This is a genomic window from Mesorhizobium sp. LNHC209A00 (assembly GCF_000502915.1).
Lineage (GTDB): Bacteria > Pseudomonadota > Alphaproteobacteria > Rhizobiales > Rhizobiaceae > Mesorhizobium.
The window spans coordinates 38094-54676 of sequence record NZ_AYWT01000033.1 but is presented as its reverse complement, the minus strand read 5'-3'; the positions used below and the strand labels follow the sequence as shown (position 1 = coordinate 54676).

General features: G+C 57.8%; 15 protein-coding genes and 3 pseudogenes. 13 read left to right on the top strand and 5 right to left on the bottom strand.

What is annotated here, in order from left to right:
• A pseudogene (locus X739_RS1000000168925) lies at nucleotides 1–274 on the bottom strand (IS110 family transposase); the annotation flags it as partial.
• A gap of 519 nt (nucleotides 275–793) precedes the next feature.
• On the opposite strand from X739_RS1000000168925, the gene X739_RS137305 reads away from it, so the two are divergent.
• Nucleotides 794–1201 (top strand): hypothetical protein, encoded by a 408-nt coding sequence (locus X739_RS137305; protein ID WP_023796550.1) that lies wholly within the window; start codon nucleotides 794–796, stop codon nucleotides 1199–1201.
• Nucleotides 1202–1430: 229 nt separating this feature from the next.
• Nucleotides 1431–3167, top strand: coding sequence for a DNA methyltransferase (locus tag X739_RS137310; RefSeq protein WP_023796549.1), 1737 nt, complete (start codon nucleotides 1431–1433; stop codon nucleotides 3165–3167).
• Between the two features lie 2 nt (nucleotides 3168–3169).
• Here X739_RS137310 and X739_RS137315 read toward each other — a convergent pair whose 3' ends face one another.
• A complete protein-coding gene (locus X739_RS137315) occupies nucleotides 3170–3379 on the bottom strand; it encodes a hypothetical protein (RefSeq protein ID WP_023796548.1) in 210 nt (69 codons plus the stop codon).
• 1051 nt (nucleotides 3380–4430) lie between these two features.
• A complete protein-coding gene (locus tag X739_RS137320; protein WP_023796547.1) occupies nucleotides 4431–5396 on the bottom strand; it encodes an IS1595 family transposase in 966 nt (321 codons plus the stop codon).
• 762 nt (nucleotides 5397–6158) lie between these two features.
• Here X739_RS137320 and X739_RS0136245 point away from each other — a divergent pair.
• The gene (locus X739_RS0136245; protein WP_023796545.1) at nucleotides 6159–6362 is read left to right on the top strand and encodes a hypothetical protein; all 204 of its coding nucleotides are present in this window, start codon (nucleotides 6159–6161) and stop codon (nucleotides 6360–6362) included.
• Between the two features lie 81 nt (nucleotides 6363–6443).
• On the top strand, nucleotides 6444–7109 hold the full coding sequence (locus X739_RS1000000167430; RefSeq protein WP_023796544.1) for an HNH endonuclease: 666 nt from the start codon (nucleotides 6444–6446) through the stop codon (nucleotides 7107–7109).
• A 42-nt stretch (nucleotides 7110–7151) separates the two neighbouring features.
• Here the strand turns inward: X739_RS1000000167430 and X739_RS137325 are convergent, their stop codons facing one another.
• Entirely contained in the window at nucleotides 7152–7850 is a 699-nt protein-coding gene (locus X739_RS137325; RefSeq protein ID WP_023796543.1) for an IS110 family transposase, read from the bottom strand.
• Between the two features lie 443 nt (nucleotides 7851–8293).
• On the opposite strand from X739_RS137325, the gene X739_RS137330 reads away from it, so the two are divergent.
• From X739_RS137330 to X739_RS1000000171020, 9 genes and pseudogenes are all read left to right on the top strand, one after another.
• Entirely contained in the window at nucleotides 8294–9259 is a 966-nt protein-coding gene (locus tag X739_RS137330; protein WP_023796542.1) for a membrane protein, read from the top strand.
• A gap of 65 nt (nucleotides 9260–9324) precedes the next feature.
• A complete protein-coding gene (nadA, locus tag X739_RS137335) occupies nucleotides 9325–10299 on the top strand; it encodes a quinolinate synthase NadA (RefSeq protein ID WP_023796541.1) in 975 nt (324 codons plus the stop codon).
• Complete coding sequence (locus tag X739_RS137340; RefSeq protein WP_023796540.1) at nucleotides 10296–11837, top strand: L-aspartate oxidase; 1542 nt, start codon at nucleotides 10296–10298, stop codon at nucleotides 11835–11837. The genes nadA and X739_RS137340 overlap by 4 nt, the downstream gene beginning before the upstream one ends.
• Nucleotides 11837–12718 carry a carboxylating nicotinate-nucleotide diphosphorylase gene (gene nadC, locus X739_RS137345; RefSeq protein WP_023796539.1) on the top strand — a complete coding sequence of 294 codons (882 nt, stop codon included), beginning with the start codon at nucleotides 11837–11839 and terminating at the stop codon, nucleotides 12716–12718. The genes X739_RS137340 and nadC overlap by 1 nt, the downstream gene beginning before the upstream one ends.
• Nucleotides 12719–12766: 48 nt before the next feature.
• Nucleotides 12767–12967, top strand: a complete 201-nt coding sequence (locus X739_RS137350; protein WP_023693535.1) for a hypothetical protein — start codon at nucleotides 12767–12769, stop codon at nucleotides 12965–12967.
• Between the two features lie 354 nt (nucleotides 12968–13321).
• On the top strand, nucleotides 13322–14797 hold the full coding sequence (locus X739_RS137355; RefSeq protein ID WP_023796538.1) for an NAD-dependent succinate-semialdehyde dehydrogenase: 1476 nt from the start codon (nucleotides 13322–13324) through the stop codon (nucleotides 14795–14797).
• A gap of 96 nt (nucleotides 14798–14893) precedes the next feature.
• A pseudogene (locus tag X739_RS1000000168915) lies at nucleotides 14894–15277 on the top strand (MFS transporter); the annotation flags it as partial.
• A 40-nt stretch (nucleotides 15278–15317) separates the two neighbouring features.
• Nucleotides 15318–15518: pseudogene (locus tag X739_RS1000000171025) on the top strand (MFS transporter); the annotation flags it as partial.
• A 79-nt stretch (nucleotides 15519–15597) separates the two neighbouring features.
• Nucleotides 15598–15735 carry a hypothetical protein gene (locus tag X739_RS1000000171020; protein WP_245273987.1) on the top strand — a complete coding sequence of 46 codons (138 nt, stop codon included), beginning with the start codon at nucleotides 15598–15600 and terminating at the stop codon, nucleotides 15733–15735.
• A gap of 206 nt (nucleotides 15736–15941) precedes the next feature.
• On the opposite strand, the gene X739_RS1000000167425 is transcribed toward X739_RS1000000171020, so the two are convergent.
• Nucleotides 15942–16466, bottom strand: a complete 525-nt coding sequence (locus tag X739_RS1000000167425) for a DUF309 domain-containing protein (protein ID WP_245271035.1) — start codon at nucleotides 16464–16466, stop codon at nucleotides 15942–15944.
• Nucleotides 16467–16583: the final 117 nt, after the last annotated feature.

Below are 16583 nucleotides of genomic sequence, written 5' to 3'. Positions count from 1 at the left end.
GAAGCATCATTCTTCTGCCGCTTCACGTATGGCTTGACGTATGACGCAGGCATCAGGCGAACCTCATGCCCCAAAGCCGTGAGGATACGAGCCCAGTGATGGCTCGTTGCGCAGGCTTCGATGCCGATCAAGCACGCCGGCAAGGATGTAGAGAATGCGACTACATCCTAGGACGCAACTTCCGGCGGACAACCACTGCGCCCTGCGCGTCAACGCAGTGCACCTGAAACACGTGCTTGACGACATCCAGACCGGTGGTGCTAACCTTCTCCATGGACGGCTCTCCCTCATGTGACTTTCGACAGCCACACTTTGGCACACTGCGATGCCGGGAGCGGAGGCCGTCCACCTCATCAGGTCACCTTACGGCGCACATTTTTGATTGGGTTGACGCGCGATACGGGCGCAAGCCCCGCGGAATGTATTCGCCATCGAGCGGCGGGCTGCTGCTCAGTTTGCGAGGGTGATGATGGCCCAGGATGAAATGCTGACACATCACCAAAACCGATTGGTAGCCGAGGCCTCGGTAGATCTAGACGCGGCATCAAGGCTCTTTTGGACGGCATATCATTTGGGCATGCTCGCTGGTGCTTTGAGCAGATGGTCGAAAAGTGCCTAAAAGCTATTGTCCAGTGGGAAGGCGATTATATCGTAGACAAACCTAGATTGAAAATAGGAATATGGTCCTGACAGGCCGGCCCCCGCTCCCATTAGATAAAATTGTACGTTGATTCCCTTTGAGACGGCATCCCGAAGGGTGTAAAAAACTCTCTTCGCTGGAAGGGAGGCCGCGATGGCACAATCACATTTAGAGATTGCACAGTCGGTCATTGAAACCAGCTTCAGGTTGCGACATCATTACATAGCAGGAAGAGCCGCACTTCGCCGGGACATGGATCAATCTCGGAAGGCTATCCAAGCGTCACGCGAACTGCTGACTCGCCTTCGTCAACGTCATCGCGAGGACGTGGCGCACGGTTGGGAAGATGCCGACCCGGCTCCTGTTGCCGTCTCAGCGTTCGATGCCGACATTATCCGCAAGGTCTTCCACGTTCTGGTTTTGGAAACGGGTGCGCCTGAGTGTCAATGGCGCGAACTGGCTACGAGCCTGGTACATGAATTCACCGGATGCGAGCGGATCGAGGCTGGCTTGGTGGATTGGATCATCGGCAGTAGCTACCAGCCGGTATGGAGTAGATAAAATTGTAGGGAACTAATTCTGCCCGCCATTGGTTATTTCCCCGTGGACGCAGCCGCAGCTCCTTAACCAGGTCCGCAAAAGCCCGCTGTCGAATAGGCAGCGGGCTTCCCTTTATGGCGCTATCCAGCCGTAGGCGAATGGCCGGCTAGGCTGCCGTCATTCGTTAACAAACCCTTAATTCTCAAATAGTTAACCGCAACCTGCAACTCTGTTGCCGGGGGCAAAAGCTATGAATGAGCTTCACTTCGGCGATAACCTTGATGTTCTGCGAGCCATGCCAGCAGAGTCGGTAGATCTGATCTATCTGGACCCGCCGTTCAATTCCAACGCAAACTACAATGTTCTGTACGGCACGAAACGAGGTGGTCCATCGCCAGCTCAGTCGCATGCGTTTGAAGACACATGGAAATGGGGACGCGATGCGCAGCGCGCTATTGACGAAACGGCAGATAGACATCTTGAAGCCGGCGCTCTTCTAGACGCGTTCCAGAAGGTTTTTGGAAATAGCAATATGATGGCGTATCTGGCCATGATGACCGTGCGATTGATCGAGATGCGTCGCGTATTGAATTCGACAGGTTCGCTTTATTTGCATTGTGATCCGACAGCCAGCCATTACCTGAAATTGATCCTTGACTCGATTTTTGGGCCAGACCGATTCCAGAACGAAATTATCTGGAAGAGACACAGCGCACACAACAGCGCGAAACGCTATGGTCCTGTCCATGACGTGCTATTTTTCTACAGTAAGAGCAACGTGTTTACGTGGACGAATCCGCGCACCAATTACGCCGAAGATTACCTAGATAAATATTACAAATATCAGGATGGCGACGGTCGCCTGTATTGGCGCAACAGCATGACTGCTGCCGGTACGCGACAAGGCTCATCTGGTCAAGCTTGGCGTGGGTTTGACCCGGCAGCCAAGGGTGCGCACTGGAAGTTTACCGCCGACAACCTTGAGGCTCTTGATGCTGCTGGCAAGCTCTATTGGCCGCCCGGTGGCGGCTGGCCGCAGATCAAGAGATATCGCGACGAATTGAAGGGTTTGGTGGTCAGCGACATTTGGGATGACATCGACAAAATCAACCCCGCCGGCAACGAACGTCTCGGCTACTCGACACAGAAGCCGCTGGCGCTGCTGGAACGCATAATCCTGGCATCATCCAATAAGGGTGACGTTGTTCTAGATCCATTTTGCGGGTGCGGGACAGCCATTGAAGCCTCGCAAAACTTAGGTCGCAGGTGGATTGGGATAGACGTTACCTATCTAGCAATTCACGTTATCGAAGGGCGCTTGGTCAAAGCATTCGGTCCACCAATTAAGGACAGTTACAAAATCTTCGGACGCCCAAGGGACGCTGACGACGCGAGAGCACTCGCAGGCCGAGATTGGTTGGAGTTTCAAAAGTGGGCCGTCTTTTCGCTCGGCGGCATTCCCAAAGATCGCCCCGGTGCAGATGGAGGGATTGATGGCATCATACGCTATCACCGCGTCGGTCTTGAGCAGCCAAATCGAGCCGTTGTTTCCGTGAAGGGTGGGTTGCATGTCGGCGTCGACGCCATCCACAAACTTAAGTCTGTCGTACAGCGCGAAGGTGCAGAGATTGGCGTTCTGGTGTGTCTTGACACTCCAACCCCAGCAATGGTCAAGGAAGCCGCGTCGGAAAGAGATGTCGGTCCACCTTCCAAGCGCGTCCCGAAGCTTCAAATTCTTACCGTTGATATGCTCTTTCGAGCCAATCCTGTAGATTTGCCGGGCATGATCGATATGCCTGAGGCAGGACGTCAACCGGCATTTTCATCGCCAAAGCGGTCGCGCAAAAAAGCTGAAGGGCAAACAGAAATGTTGTTCCCGATTGATGGAAAGCTAACAGGCGAACCATCCAGCCGGTCACCGAAGAACCGGCCAATTAGAACCGTAGAGGTCGAGGTAACTCGCTCGGATAGCCGAAAAGCAAAATAACTTTACGTTTTTTGCTTCTCATCCTTGGGCGGCGGCGCCTTCACCACCTTCTCCAACGCGCGGTCAAAGACTTCCTCTGACTCGTCGGTTTCCAGTTCGCGCGCCTTTTCGACAAACTTTTGATACTGTCTGTCCTTCGCTGACTGGTCGGTTTCGAGCTCGCGCGCACCCCGCTTGAACTTGCCGAGTTGTTGGTTAGGTTGTTTGTTCATTTCAACACCACCTCGGTTCGAGCATGCCTAAAAGGCACTACACCATATACTGCCGTGAATCTTCGAAGAAAGGCCCGCACTTTTCCAATTTTTATGGAAGCGCTCTGATCCAGTCCGCTGATCGCCAGGCTATCGAAAAAGTCCTTCGTGAGAAGAAAGAGGAACTCAATAGTTTTGGGGAGATGAAGTGGACAAAGGTTAGAAGGAATACCAACAGAAATACATCGGGTACATTCGCCTGTTTTCGACTTTTGTCGCGAGCGGCCGGATAAATATCCGCATATGTTCATCCATAATTATCACAAACCGAAAAATCTAACTAATGAGCATAGGGATAACCAGTATTGTCTTTTGTACTTAGATCTCGCGCGTTCATTACAACGTTGCTCGACGATATGCCGGACAATAAAGAAAAGATAGAGCGCTTTCGCAATTACATATGTAGTATTTCTCAGACTAGCGCCTTCGCAGGTTGCGGCGTTTTTTTCCAAAAGCTCAAATTGCTCATGTTAACTCCCATGAGCACGACATCCTACAAGGTTTGGACATAGTTCTTGGATCTATGTACTTCAGACTGAACGACCTGCATATGGCAAAACCGGACGGGGCGAAAAGGCGAGGCAAGCGCACCTTGGCGAAAGAAGCAGTTTACAAAGAGATCAACCGGCTTATTCGCGGGATTTACCCGAATTTCAACATTGGGGCGAACACAGGAACGCCAAACGGGCACCTTGACCGATGGGAGCAGCCATATCGGCACTAGCGGTTTGTGCCCAAAGAATGATTCGATGAGGAAGCGGTAAAGCCCCGCTAGGGCCTACATCAGTACTCCTAGTGGAACTAGAAGCTTCGACCAAAGCAGGGCTCACGAATCAAGATATAGCGTTTTAGGCCGTTTCAACTCCATTAGGCTTGACATAGTAAAGAAATTTCCTATATGGACGCGCCGTCCACAGGTTTCGTTACGTTACCGAAACTTCCTCCTTTGTTTCGCCATCGCACTTCATATTTCCATAACGGTAGCGTCAGTTGGACCGGCTTCCGGTAGTGATCATGCTTCGCTGTAACGAGGCCCATGAAAGGTCAGGCGCTTGCCAGCGGCACCCTTCAAGGCGATCAGCGAGCGAACATTGTCTTCAACGCCCAAGGCCGAACGGTTCGAGTAGCGGAAATCGAACTCGGCAAGGTAGCGGTGCAGGTGGTGTTCGCCGCAATGCTGGTAGACGCCTTTCATGCCGCGCTTGAAATTCGAATAGTTGCCTTCCACGGTATTGGTGTGGACGGTCTTTTCGCCTTCGTAGCGGACATACTCGTCCTTGGAGTGCGTGACGACATCGTGCGAGGAGAATTCCTGGCCGACGCGGCGGTACATGCCAGCTTCGTCAGTCATCAACGCGCTTTCCTTGGCGATGTTGGCGCGAACGATAGGCATCACGGTGCCAATGCGCGCCGTATCGACGTGGAACGAACGGGAGCGGCCACCACGCTCAACCAGCGTGACGACAGAGTTCTTGTGTGCGCCACCGCCGCGCTTAACCGGAGTGCCAGCCAGACGGCCGATATACGTCTCGTCAACTTCCACGGTCTTGCCGTTGCCGCCCATGGGCGAGAAATCGCCAGAGCGCATGGCCTCGCGAATGCGGTGTGCCAGAAACCAAGCCGCCTTGTAGCCGATTTCCAAGGTGCGGTGCAGCTGATGGGCGCTGATACCTTTCTTGGACGAACACATTAGATGGATTGCCTGTAGCCATGTAGTGAGCGGCAAGTGGCTTTCTTCCAAGACCGTGCCCATGCGGACAGTGAACTGGCCTTTGCAGTCGCGGCATTTATAGAGGCCGTGGCGCTCGACACCATGCGGGTTTTTCTTCGAAGGCTTGGTGCGAACGCCTACCAGCTTGTAGGGCTTTTCCATTGAACCACAGTGATGGCAGACCGGGCCATACGGCCAAAGCATACCCTCGACATGCTCGAAAGCAGCGGCTTCGTCGCGGAAGTGAGGGCGGGAGAGAACGGGCATGGCGAAAGTTCTTAAGTTATTGGAATCTTTCTACCTTATGCCGCTTGGTTTGTCAAGGATATAATCGCCAGTGGGAAACGGGAACATATCCCAAACAAGGGCATAAACTGGATGAACTCGTAAGGCAGTCACCCAAACTGATCAGCTGCAACCTTTCGGGCAAGTCCCTGATCGATGCAAGTTGCAGCCCAGAAGCCCGTTTCGGTGAAATCGCGACGTTGCGCGACGAGGCTCTGGCGGCATATACTGCGGCGCTAGAGATCGTTGCCAGAGTTCTAAAGCTGATGCCGGGCAAAAGGCGAATGACGGGATTGGTCATCTATCCCGGGCCTTTTCCAGAAAATGCCTTTGACCCGGTCCAGGATGAAGCCGCCGTCTAGTCGAGGGCTACGGCATCCGAAGAACACGCTGGCCCTTCCGACCTCAGCTTGTCGGCGATTGCATCCCCGGTCGCTATAAGCCTGTGATCCATCCTCTACGTTCTACTGCCACAGTGCAAGATCACCCCCCTGGACATAACCGATCTTCGCATGAAGGTTGCGTGCGCTCGCACGATCCCCGGTTTTGAAGCGCCGAGGTGGCTTTAACTTCGTCAGAGACCAGACCAAAGCGAGACAATTGATACAGGCAACTGGCATTGACGTTTTGCTGGATGAGCCGCCGTGGCTTTTAGGGGAAATTTGATAGCCAGAGTTTGTGAGCTTCTTGTCGGTCAGCGCCACGTGTGGTTACTTCCGGTCGGGTTACAAACGGGAGGTCTCGATGGATATCATGAAGCTCAGTGACAACGGGCTAAAATCTTTCCATTTGTCTGTTCAGAAAGTTGCGGAAGCCGATGCCGCTAACCCGCAAAAAACCGACCCATACTACGGGGTAGCTGAATACGCTGACTGGGCACAACACCGCGATGAAATCGAGGCTGAGCTGGAACGCCGCGGAATCCCTTTCGGCCCTGTCGAATGGTAGCAGGGGATTCTTTGCTCGGGGCTGCTGACACCGTGTGGCGCCGGATGAGCGCCGTGATCGATTTTTGCAAAGGAACGCATTTTGGCAGCAGATATCACGGGACATGAATTCCATGACGTTCTCGAGCATCTCACCCAACGCCCTTTTTCCACACTGCAGTTCATCAAGAAATTGGCCCAACGTCATCCAAGCAAGTGGAGGGCGATTGAGGAAGAATATGGGGCTGGCGGCATTGGCGCGAAAACCCACTTCAGTGCCTATTCCCGTGTAGCGCACACACTGGCGAAATTTGCCCGGAAAGGTTTGCTGGCGAAGTTGGATTACCAACCGGCTCCAAGAGGCTGGGGAAGCCCTAACATTCGATATTGGACCGATCAGCCAGGATCAGTCGGTCAGCTTTTCCCTGATGAAGTCGGCGATGAAGACGGGTTTTGGGAGGGCGCTAGAACAAAGGTCTTCGTCAACGCGTATGAACGAAACGTCGAAGCCCGAGCTGCGTGTCTGCGGCACTTTGGGCTTGCTTGCGTCGCCTGTGGAGAGGATTTCGGCAGGAAATACGGAGCGCACGGGCAGGGGTTTATCCATGTACACCATCTCGTGCCACTGAAGAAGATCGGGAGGGAGTATCAGGTTAAACCAACGAAGCACTTGCGGCCGGTATGCGCGAACTGCCACGCGATGATCCACCGACGCGAGCCCATGCTGACAATCGAGCAACTCAAGGAGTTGCTCGACAGATCCCGCTAGAGTGTCGAATTCAGGCTCGGGACAGTTCAGCTAGGCGACCGGCTATCCCACAAACGTTTTCATGGGCGAAGGGGAAGAGATGCCGGGGACTGTCATTAGCCAGCGTGTGGTTTCGTCTTCACGAGCGAGATGCCGGACCTGCCGATCAAGCTTCTCTTGTTCACAGCAGGCCTGCTCGTGGACAGACAGAAGCGCCTCAACCAAAGGGCGAAGCGGATGGCCGTCGGCAACCAGTTCCCAAACCTTTCGCCGGAACTGTGACCCAATCGATCGACTGAACTGCAGCCCATATTCCTTCAGCATGGACCGTGTCTGATTTTCGAGATCGCGACGGATCTCGACAAGTCTCGACCGGGCGACGAGCATGGACCGGGTGGCCTGACTCTCTGCGCTCTTGACCTTCACTTCTCGATACCAGCCGACGCGAACCAGTTCGGCCAGTCCGCGGGCATCATTCTCATCACTCTTGTTCATTCGCACTGAAAGCGCTGCCTTTGCATGCCGAGCATCAAGGCAGACGACCGGCAACCCGACCCTTTTCAGCTCGTGCCATAGCCAGCTGGACATGGCGCCCGTCTCAAATCCGATGCGCTCGGCTTGAGGCGCACGTTTGCGGAGTAACTCGGTCAGTGCTCCCGGATCGGACTTCGCCTTTCCCTGGAACACCGTCTTTCCAGTATCGTCGACCACACAGACGCTCGTCTCCCTCTGCGACACATCCAGCCCGACATATTGCTTCACTGCGGCCTCCTCGATCTCAATGGTTGGCGGCTTTTGCCGTCAGCCGAATCTTCGTTCAAAGGAGCGACGGCAGCAATTACGTCATCGTTTCCAAAACTGACCCTCGATCGGCGTCCAATTTAAGCTCTATCTCTGCCAATAATACGTGGGGTCGAGCCACGTAGCCGGCGCCCGCTATCTTCGAGGATTCCCGCCCCCGTGCAGGGTTACTTGAGGCCCCGGTCACTCCACAATGGCAGAGCCTCTCGGACCGCCGAGCGCGGCTTACTTGCGCTGCCCCAGGGTCAGGTGCCGCGAACGTCGCTTCTGAAACATGCCGGGTGTAGACCGAAGGTCTAAGCCTTTCATAGAGCAGCCGAGTTGACAGGCGAAATGGCCTGTTACACGCTGGTTAAATCGATTAGGATGCTTCGCAGGGAAAACTCTGCCCAACCCAGGCAACCATGGAAGATCGCCCAAAAGCAACACGCAACGGTAGGGCCGCCGCCAAGGCCAAGCAAGTCGAAGCGGAGCTGATTGCCGTTGTCGTGTCCGTCAATGACGGTGAACCAGCGGTCCTCACCATCGGGCAGGGGGATTGCCTGCCCTCGGGGCCGTTCGCGCTGGAGCATCGATCGCTGCAGTCAGGTCTAAGGGCGTGGGTCGAGAAGCAGACTGGTCATCCCCTCGGCTATATTGAGCAGCTCTATACGTTCGCTGATGCCGACCGCGCCGACGGGCGCCAGCAGCGCGTCATTTCCATCAGCTATCTCGCTTTGACCCGGAAGGAACATGCCACCGGCGCATCCACCTGTGCCTGGCGGAGCTGGTACGATTATTTTCCGTGGGAGGACCACCGCCTCGGAACACCGAAACTGATTGCGGATGTTCTGAAGCCGCGTCTGCTTGCCTGGGCGGCCGATGCCAAGCAAACTGCGACGCACAGTGAGCGGCGGCGGCGGGCTGCCATTGCTTTCGGGCTCGACGAGCGCCCCTGGAATGAAGAGCTGGCGCTTCAGCGCTATGAGCTGCTTTACGAGGCGGGTCTGGTGGCAGAGGCCACCCGCGACGAACGGTCGATCGCATCCGACTCAACAGCCGGGACAACGATGGTTGCCGACCATCGCCGCATCCTGGCCACGGGCCTTGCGCGCTTGCGCTCGAAGATCAAATACCGGCCAGTCGTCTTCGAGCTGATGCCGCCGGTGTTTACGCTGCTGCAGCTGCAACGGACCGTGGAAGCCCTGGCAGGCCGGCTGATCAACAAGCCTAACTTTCGCCGGCTCATCGAGCAGCAAGAACTGGTCGAGGAGACTGGCGAGACGTCTCTGGATACGGGCGGGCGCCCGGCCAAGCTCTATCAGTTTCGCCATGTCGTGCTGGATGAAACTGCCGTTGCGGGGACAAAATTGCCTCTGGCCCGGGGTTGACACGCTTATAGTCAACCTAGATATATACCCCTTATAGTCGAATGGATTATAAACGGGAGGCGCCGGTGAGCGGGACGATACCTTCGGCCGCGTCCCTGTATCAGCGCGTCCAGCACGTCATCCCCCGAGTGGAATGGGCGGCTTTCAGCGACGACGTCGAGGCCATTCTGGCGCTAAAGCGCGAGCGCAACGCCGTTATCCTGGCGCACAACTATCAAACCCCGGAGATCTTCCACTGCGTGGCCGACATCGTCGGCGACAGCCTGGCGCTGGCCCGCAAGGCAATGACCGTCGATGCAGACATCATCGTGCTCGCCGGCGTGCATTTCATGGCTGAGACGGCGAAGCTCCTCAATCCGGACAAGACGGTGCTCATTCCAGATCTCGGCGCAGGCTGCTCGCTGGCTGACTCGATCGCTGCGAACGATGTGCGGCTGATGCGGCAACGCTATCCTGGCGTGCCGGTCGTGACCTACGTCAATACGTCCGCTGCCGTGAAGCCCGAGTCGGACATCTGCTGCACCTCCGGCAACGCTTTGGCTGTGGTGGAGTCGCTTGGCGTTGAGCGGGTGATCATGCTGCCCGATGAATACCTGGCCAGGAACATCGCGGCACAGACTTCGGTCGAGATCATCGCCTGGAACGGTCATTGCGAAGTGCATGAGCGCTTCACGCCAGCCGACATTCGCGAGCTGCGGGATGCCTACCCTGGCGTTACCGTGCTTGCCCATCCTGAATGCCCGCCGGAACTTGTCGCGGTTGCCGATTTCGCCGGCTCAACTGCGGCGATGTCGGATTTCGTCGGACGGCACAAGCCTGCGCGCGTCGTGTTGATGACCGAATGCTCAATGAGCGACAACGTGGCCATCGACCACCCCGACGTCGAGTTCGTGCGCCCCTGCAATCTCTGTCCGCATATGAAGCGTATCACGCTCGCCAACATTCGCACGGCGCTGCAAGAAACCCGCCACATCGTGATCATCGATGCTCGAGTGGTTGATGGTGCTCGGCGTGCGGTCGAGCGGATGCTTGCCGTATGACGCCAGACGTCGGCGACATCAGGGGAGCGCCCGTGATCATCGGCGCTGGCGTTGCAGGGCTGATGACCGCGCTTCATCTGGCGCCGCATCCCGTTTACCTTCTGTCCCCGACGCGGCTCGGGACCGAAACCTCCAGCACACTCGCGCAAGGCGGGCTGGCGGCAAGCCTCGGCGCTGACGACAGTCCAGACCTCCATCTTGCAGACACGCTTGCTGCAGGTGATGGCCTCTGCGACGAGAGTGTGGTCAGACGCGTTGCGAATGCGGCGGACCGAGCCATCGAGAATTTGATGGACTTGGGCGTCGCCTTCGACTGCTCGTGGGACGGGACACTGCGGCTCTGGCTCGAGGCAGCGCATTCCCGTCGCCGGATCGTCCATGCCGGGGGTGACTCTACGGGCCGCGAGCTTGTACGCGCGCTCATCATCGCTGTGAAGCGAACGCCTTCGATCACAATTCTGGAAGGCATGGAAGCCCGCCGGCTCATTGTGGAAAATGGGGCGGTCAGCGGCGTTGTGGCGGCAAAAGGTGGACAGGCGATTATATTTCCGACGCGCCGCGTGGTTCTTGCGAGCGGCGGTATCGGCGCCCTGTTCAGAGACACGACCAATCCGGCCGGCTCATTCGGGCACGGCCTGGCGCTCGCCGCATGCGCCGGTGCGGAACTCGCCGATCTGGAATTCATCCAGTTCCACCCGACGGCGCTCGACGTTTCGCAGCGGCCGATGCCGTTGGTGAGCGAAGCGGTTCGCGGCGAAGGCGCAGTGCTGATCGACGAGTGCGGGCACCGCTTTCTGTGCGACACGCCTGGCGGCGAGCTGGCATCGCGCGACGTCGTGGCACGGGCCGTATGGCAGCAGCTTGGCACCGGACATCGTGTTTACCTTGATGCCCGGCAGTCCCTCGGCCAGAAGTTCGCCAAGCGCTTCCCAGTTGTGACCCGGCATTGCCGGGACGCCGGAATCGATCCTGCCGTTGAGCCGCTTCCGGTTCGCCCGGCGGCACATTATCACATGGGCGGCGTGGCAGTGGATGCCGCGGGCCGCAGCACGGTGTCGGGCTTGTGGGCTTGCGGTGAGGTTGCCTGCACCGGTCTGCACGGGGCGAACCGGCTTGCCAGCAACTCGCAAACCGAGGCCGTGACGACCTCGTTGTGGGTCGCGCAAAGCGTAGCTGCCGCTCCTGCAGGCTGGCAGTGGCCAAGGCTTGTCGCAACGTCACCCCCGCAGCCCGACCCCTCCTCCGTCTGCCACGCGGTCTCCAATGGGCTCGGTGTTATACGGGACGGGCAAGCACTATCCGACACCGTGGAAACGCTGCTGCCGATCGCGGTTCGCAACACTGGCGCTTCCGACCCTGCTTTGATCGCGCTGATGATCGCCATTGCAGCGCTTCGGCGCGAGGAAAGCCGCGGCTCGCATTGTAGGTCGGACTTCCCCACACGCAGGGCGCAGGCCCGGTCTTCGCGCTTGACCTTCGCCTCAGCAATGACGGTTGCGGCCGAACTTATTCTGCGGCCCGCGGAACGAGGTGCCTGATGACGTCACCTCCACCCCTTCCCGGGATCGTGATCGAGCCGATCGTGCGTAGCGCTCTACTTGAGGATCTGGGCAAAGCCGGTGACCTTACCAGCGATGCGATTATACCCTTTGACTGCAAGGCCGCCTTTGCGTTCAGAGCCAGGCAGTCTGGCGTTGTTGCCGGTCTTGATCTGGTAGCCTACGCTTTCATGCTTGTTGATCCGTCGATCGACATACGTTTTGGACGTCTGGACGGCAGCAGGATCGCGGCGGGTGAAACCATTGCAAGGGTGAGTGGACCGGCGCGGGGAATGCTTGCGGCCGAGCGTACAGCGCTCAATTTTCTCAGCCATCTCAGCGGCATTGCGACGGCAACGGCCGAGATCGTCGAGGCGGTGCGCGGTCAGAAAGCACGGATCGTCTGCACGCGAAAGACGACGCCCGGCCTACGCGCGCTGGAAAAATACGCCGTGCGCGCCGGCGGCGGCGCCAACCACCGCTTCGGGCTGGATGATGCCGTGCTCATCAAGGACAAACACATTGCCATTGCCGGCGACATCCGCACGGCCATTGAGCGGGCGCGCGCCGCGGTCGGCCATATGGTCAAGGTCGAGGTCGAGGTCGACACGCTCGACCAGCTCGAGATCGCGCTAGGCGCCGAGGTCGACGCCATCCTGCTGGACAATATGTCCGTCAAGCAACTGACCCGAGCGGTGGCAATGGTCGACGGCCGCGCGACCACCGAGGCCTCGGGTCGCATAACGCCGGCAACGGCACCAGCCGTAGCGGCAACCGGGGTCGACCTCATTTCTATTGGGTGGCTTACGCACAGCGCGCCAATCCTCGACATCGGCATGGACGTGCCTATCGAAGCATGCATCCACAAGCATCTGAACTGAATAGAGCGCGCTCCATATAGGAGCAATCTGCGGAAGTGGGGACGTACGATGATCGACAAGGGATTGAGATCCGACCGGGCCAAGGCGCTTGCCTTCATCAGCGCAATGCTCAGCGAACTGAATCAGATCGCGGGGTCTCACAGGCTGCAGTTCCTAGGATACCTCCTGGAGATGGCGTATATCGAGTCGTACGACATGGTCCGCAAAGAGCGCTCCCACCATCAAAGCAAGGCCATAGATCAGGGATAGCCCTGCTGAACTGAGCGCTGCGGCAGCTTTAAATCTGACCTCGGCACTTCTATTTCCGCAAAAAAGACGCGCAGTGCTCCAGCGCGTTCAGGGGCGGTTGGACTGCAAAAACCAGTTGGAATATTTGACAGCGCGGCAGGACACGATTTGCCCTCCAGTGCGCGAGCAACGACATGGATTCGATCTCCTTGTTTCGAGAAATGGTCGGACTGTTTCGCACAACTGACATCAGTTTCGGTTGAGTGGATTCGAGTGGGTCTAGTGGCCCCTCACTGAGGCCCTATGCGAAATCCTAGGCCAGCGGATAAACCAAAAAGTCGTGTGACACGCCAATTGCATCGAGGAGGATTCGCGTTGCCCTTGTACGAGCCAATGCTTCGCCACCTGAAATCGCGCGAGCTGTTCGGAGCCATTGACCGGGTGCCGGCTCTTGGCATGCCAGTAAGCGAGCGGACCTTCGAGGTATCAAACCCTTCGACCGGCGAGGTGCTCGGGGAACTGCCCGACATGGGTGTTGAGGAGACGCGCGCGGCGATCGACAAAGCTCATGTGGCGCAACCTGAATGGGCCGCACTGACCGCGCGCGAGCGCAGCGACATCCTCTGGCGTTGGCACCAACTGATCGTCGACCACACCGACGATCTTGCAGCGATCCTCACTGCGGAGATGGGCAAGCCGCTGGCCGAAGCGAAGTCTGAGGTGGCGCATGCGGCCGCATATCTGCAATGGTACGCCGAAGAGGCTAATCGCATCTATGGTGAGACGATCTCGCCGCCCTCTACAGACCGTCGCATGCTGGTGATCAAACAGCCGATCGGCGTCGTTGGAACGATCACGCCCTGGAACTTCCCCGCCTCAATGGTTGCGCGCAAGATCTCGCCGGCTCTCGCCGCCGGCTGCACCATCGTGCTCAAACCTGCTGAACAGACGCCGCTGGTGGCGGGTGCAATGTTTGCTCTGGCCCATCTTGCCGGCTTTCCCGAAGGCGTCGTCAACCTCATCTACGCCTCCGAAGGCAATACGGTCGGCCGCGAACTCTGCTCCAACCCCAAGGTCCGCAAGATCAGTTTCACCGGTTCGACCGAGGTCGGCCGATTGCTCATGCGCCAGTGCTCGGACCAGATAAAGAAAGTCGGTCTAGAGTTGGGTGGCAATGCGCCTTTCATTGTCTTTGATGATGCCGACGTCGATGCTGCCGTCGACGGTGCGATCCAGGCCAAGTTTCGCAATGCCGGCCAGACCTGCGTTTCCGCCAACCGGCTTTACGTCCAGTCGGGCGTTCATGACGAATTCGTCGCCAAATTCGTGGAGCGTGTCCGTGAGCTTCAGGTCGGCGACGGCTTCGATCCAGGTGCCGCCATCGGTCCGCTGATCGACGGGCATGCACTGGCCAAGATCGAACTTCACATTGCCGATGCCTTGGCCAAAGGTGGCGCGATCCGATGTGGCGGCGGCCGGATCGGCAGCGATGGCAACTTTTTCCAGCCGACGATCCTCAGCAACGTCTCAAGGCAAATGATGGTGGCGCAAGAAGAGACCTTTGGACCCTTGGCGCCGATCATTCGCTTTGAGGATGCCGATCAGGCCGTGCGTGAGGCCAACGACACGATCTACGGCCTCGCCGCCTACTTCTATGCTTCGAACCTGAAGCGTGTCTGGCGTGTGGCCGAGGCGCTGGAATATGGCATGGTGGGGATCAACACAGGACGCATGTCCTCAGAAGCCGCGCCCTTCGGTGGGATAAAACAGTCCGGCATCGGGCGGGAAGGTTCCCGCCACGGCCTCGAAGACTATCTTGAAATGAAGTACCTCTGCATGGGCGGCATCTGAGGCGGCGGGCGGCGACTGCCGCGATGAAGGCCAGCGGTCGGCCGTACGCCACGGATGGACCCCATAGTTTTCAGATTCGCGGAACAATCCGCACCCACGGTGGCCGAAAACCATTCGTTGACCTGGGCGCTGGAGGGCTCCGCTGGAGCCCTGTTGATCGTCGCTGCAGCCGGCGTTCTCTTTCCTCTTCGAGAGCGCCGCGACTCCGAGCCCGATCCCTTGGAGGAATTCGATGCCCCAGCTGTCTCTCTCAACTTGAAGCCGAGGAGCGGCCCGATCGTGGTCAAGATCGAATATCTGATAGCCGAGAGAAATCTCGAGGCCTTCCTCGACCTCATGCGGCAGCGGCGCCATGTACACAGCCGCGTCGGTGCCCGGAACTGGACGCTCCAGCGGAACTTGCAGAAGCCTATGCATTGGACAGAAACGTTTCGCACGCCGACCTGGACGGACTACCTTCGCCTCAATCATCGTCTGACGGAAGTNGACGTGTGCTCTTCCGATCTGGAGCGGCCCGATCGTGGTCAAGATCGAATATCTGATAGCCGAGAGAAATCTCGAGGCCTTCCTCGACCTCATGCGGCAGCGGCGCCATGTACACAGCCGCGTCGGTGCTCGGAACTGGACGCTCCAGCGGAACCTGCAGAAGCCTATGCATTGGACAGAGACGTTTCGCACGCCGACCTGGACGGACTACCTTCGCCTCAATCATCGTCTGACGGAAGTGGACAAGGAACTGGACGAGCGTNCGCACGCCGACCTGGACGGACTACCTTCGCCTCAATCATCGTCTGACGGAAGTGGACAAGGAACTGGACGAGCGTGTCTTTCAGCTGCACGCGGCCGAGACCCCACCTCAAATGACCCTTTCCATCGAGCGGCCGACAAGCTCGGCCCGCAAGCCCGAGCACTCAGCTTTTCGCCATCCCCGTCATTGAAGCCCGGCCGGCATCTCTGCCATCAATCGATTGGCTACGAGCGCCACCGGTCAGCCCCGACCCTCAGACCATCGACATCGAAGCGGCCGCGAGTTGCCTATAAACATTACTGCACTCTTATTGTTTGTGACGCATGCGGGTGGTGAGCGGTTTTCAAAGGCCCCGTTTCCTGCTGACAAAGTTAGCTTGGACCACTGAATTGCCGATCAAACGCTCTCGGATACTGGTGCGAGTATGAAATCAAAGACGGGCTCAGGCTGGGCAGGCTTTGGCTCCCGCAGAACAACCGGGTAAGCTACGATCGCTTGGGCATGTTCAGCGAGCGCGGCGGGTGTCATTCCCAGTGCTTTCTCAAACAGGCCGCCCGGCACTCTCACCACCTGACGAAAAAGCCCTGCAGCTCTTGTCGCATGGCGCGCCGCAGCGACCCGCTTTCCCTCACGGATCTTCACGCCGGCCGCCGCCAACAGGATCAGTCCCTTGAAGAACAGGCGGTGCTGAGCGCTTTGTTTCGCAGCCTGCCAGAGAGGCTCCCAGGCTTCATGGGCTTCCCAGTAGTAACCGTGGTTGAAAAGGTCGATTCCCCAGAGAAACACATCTGAGCCGAGCGCTTCGCCAACGGCGACGGTCACCGGATCTGATCGGTAACTGTGGCCCAAAGGATCACGCACCGGATGCGGATATTTGCCGGGCAGATACGCATAGCTCGGGAAACTTTTTTCGGGCAGCAAGCGAGGGCGAGACATAGGCCCAGCAAACATGAAAGTGCGTTAAGGGGCAATTCATGCTGACCGCGTCGTGACACGCAAGCAGTCTTAACGGGCTTGTAAAGGGTGTCGAGATTGGCC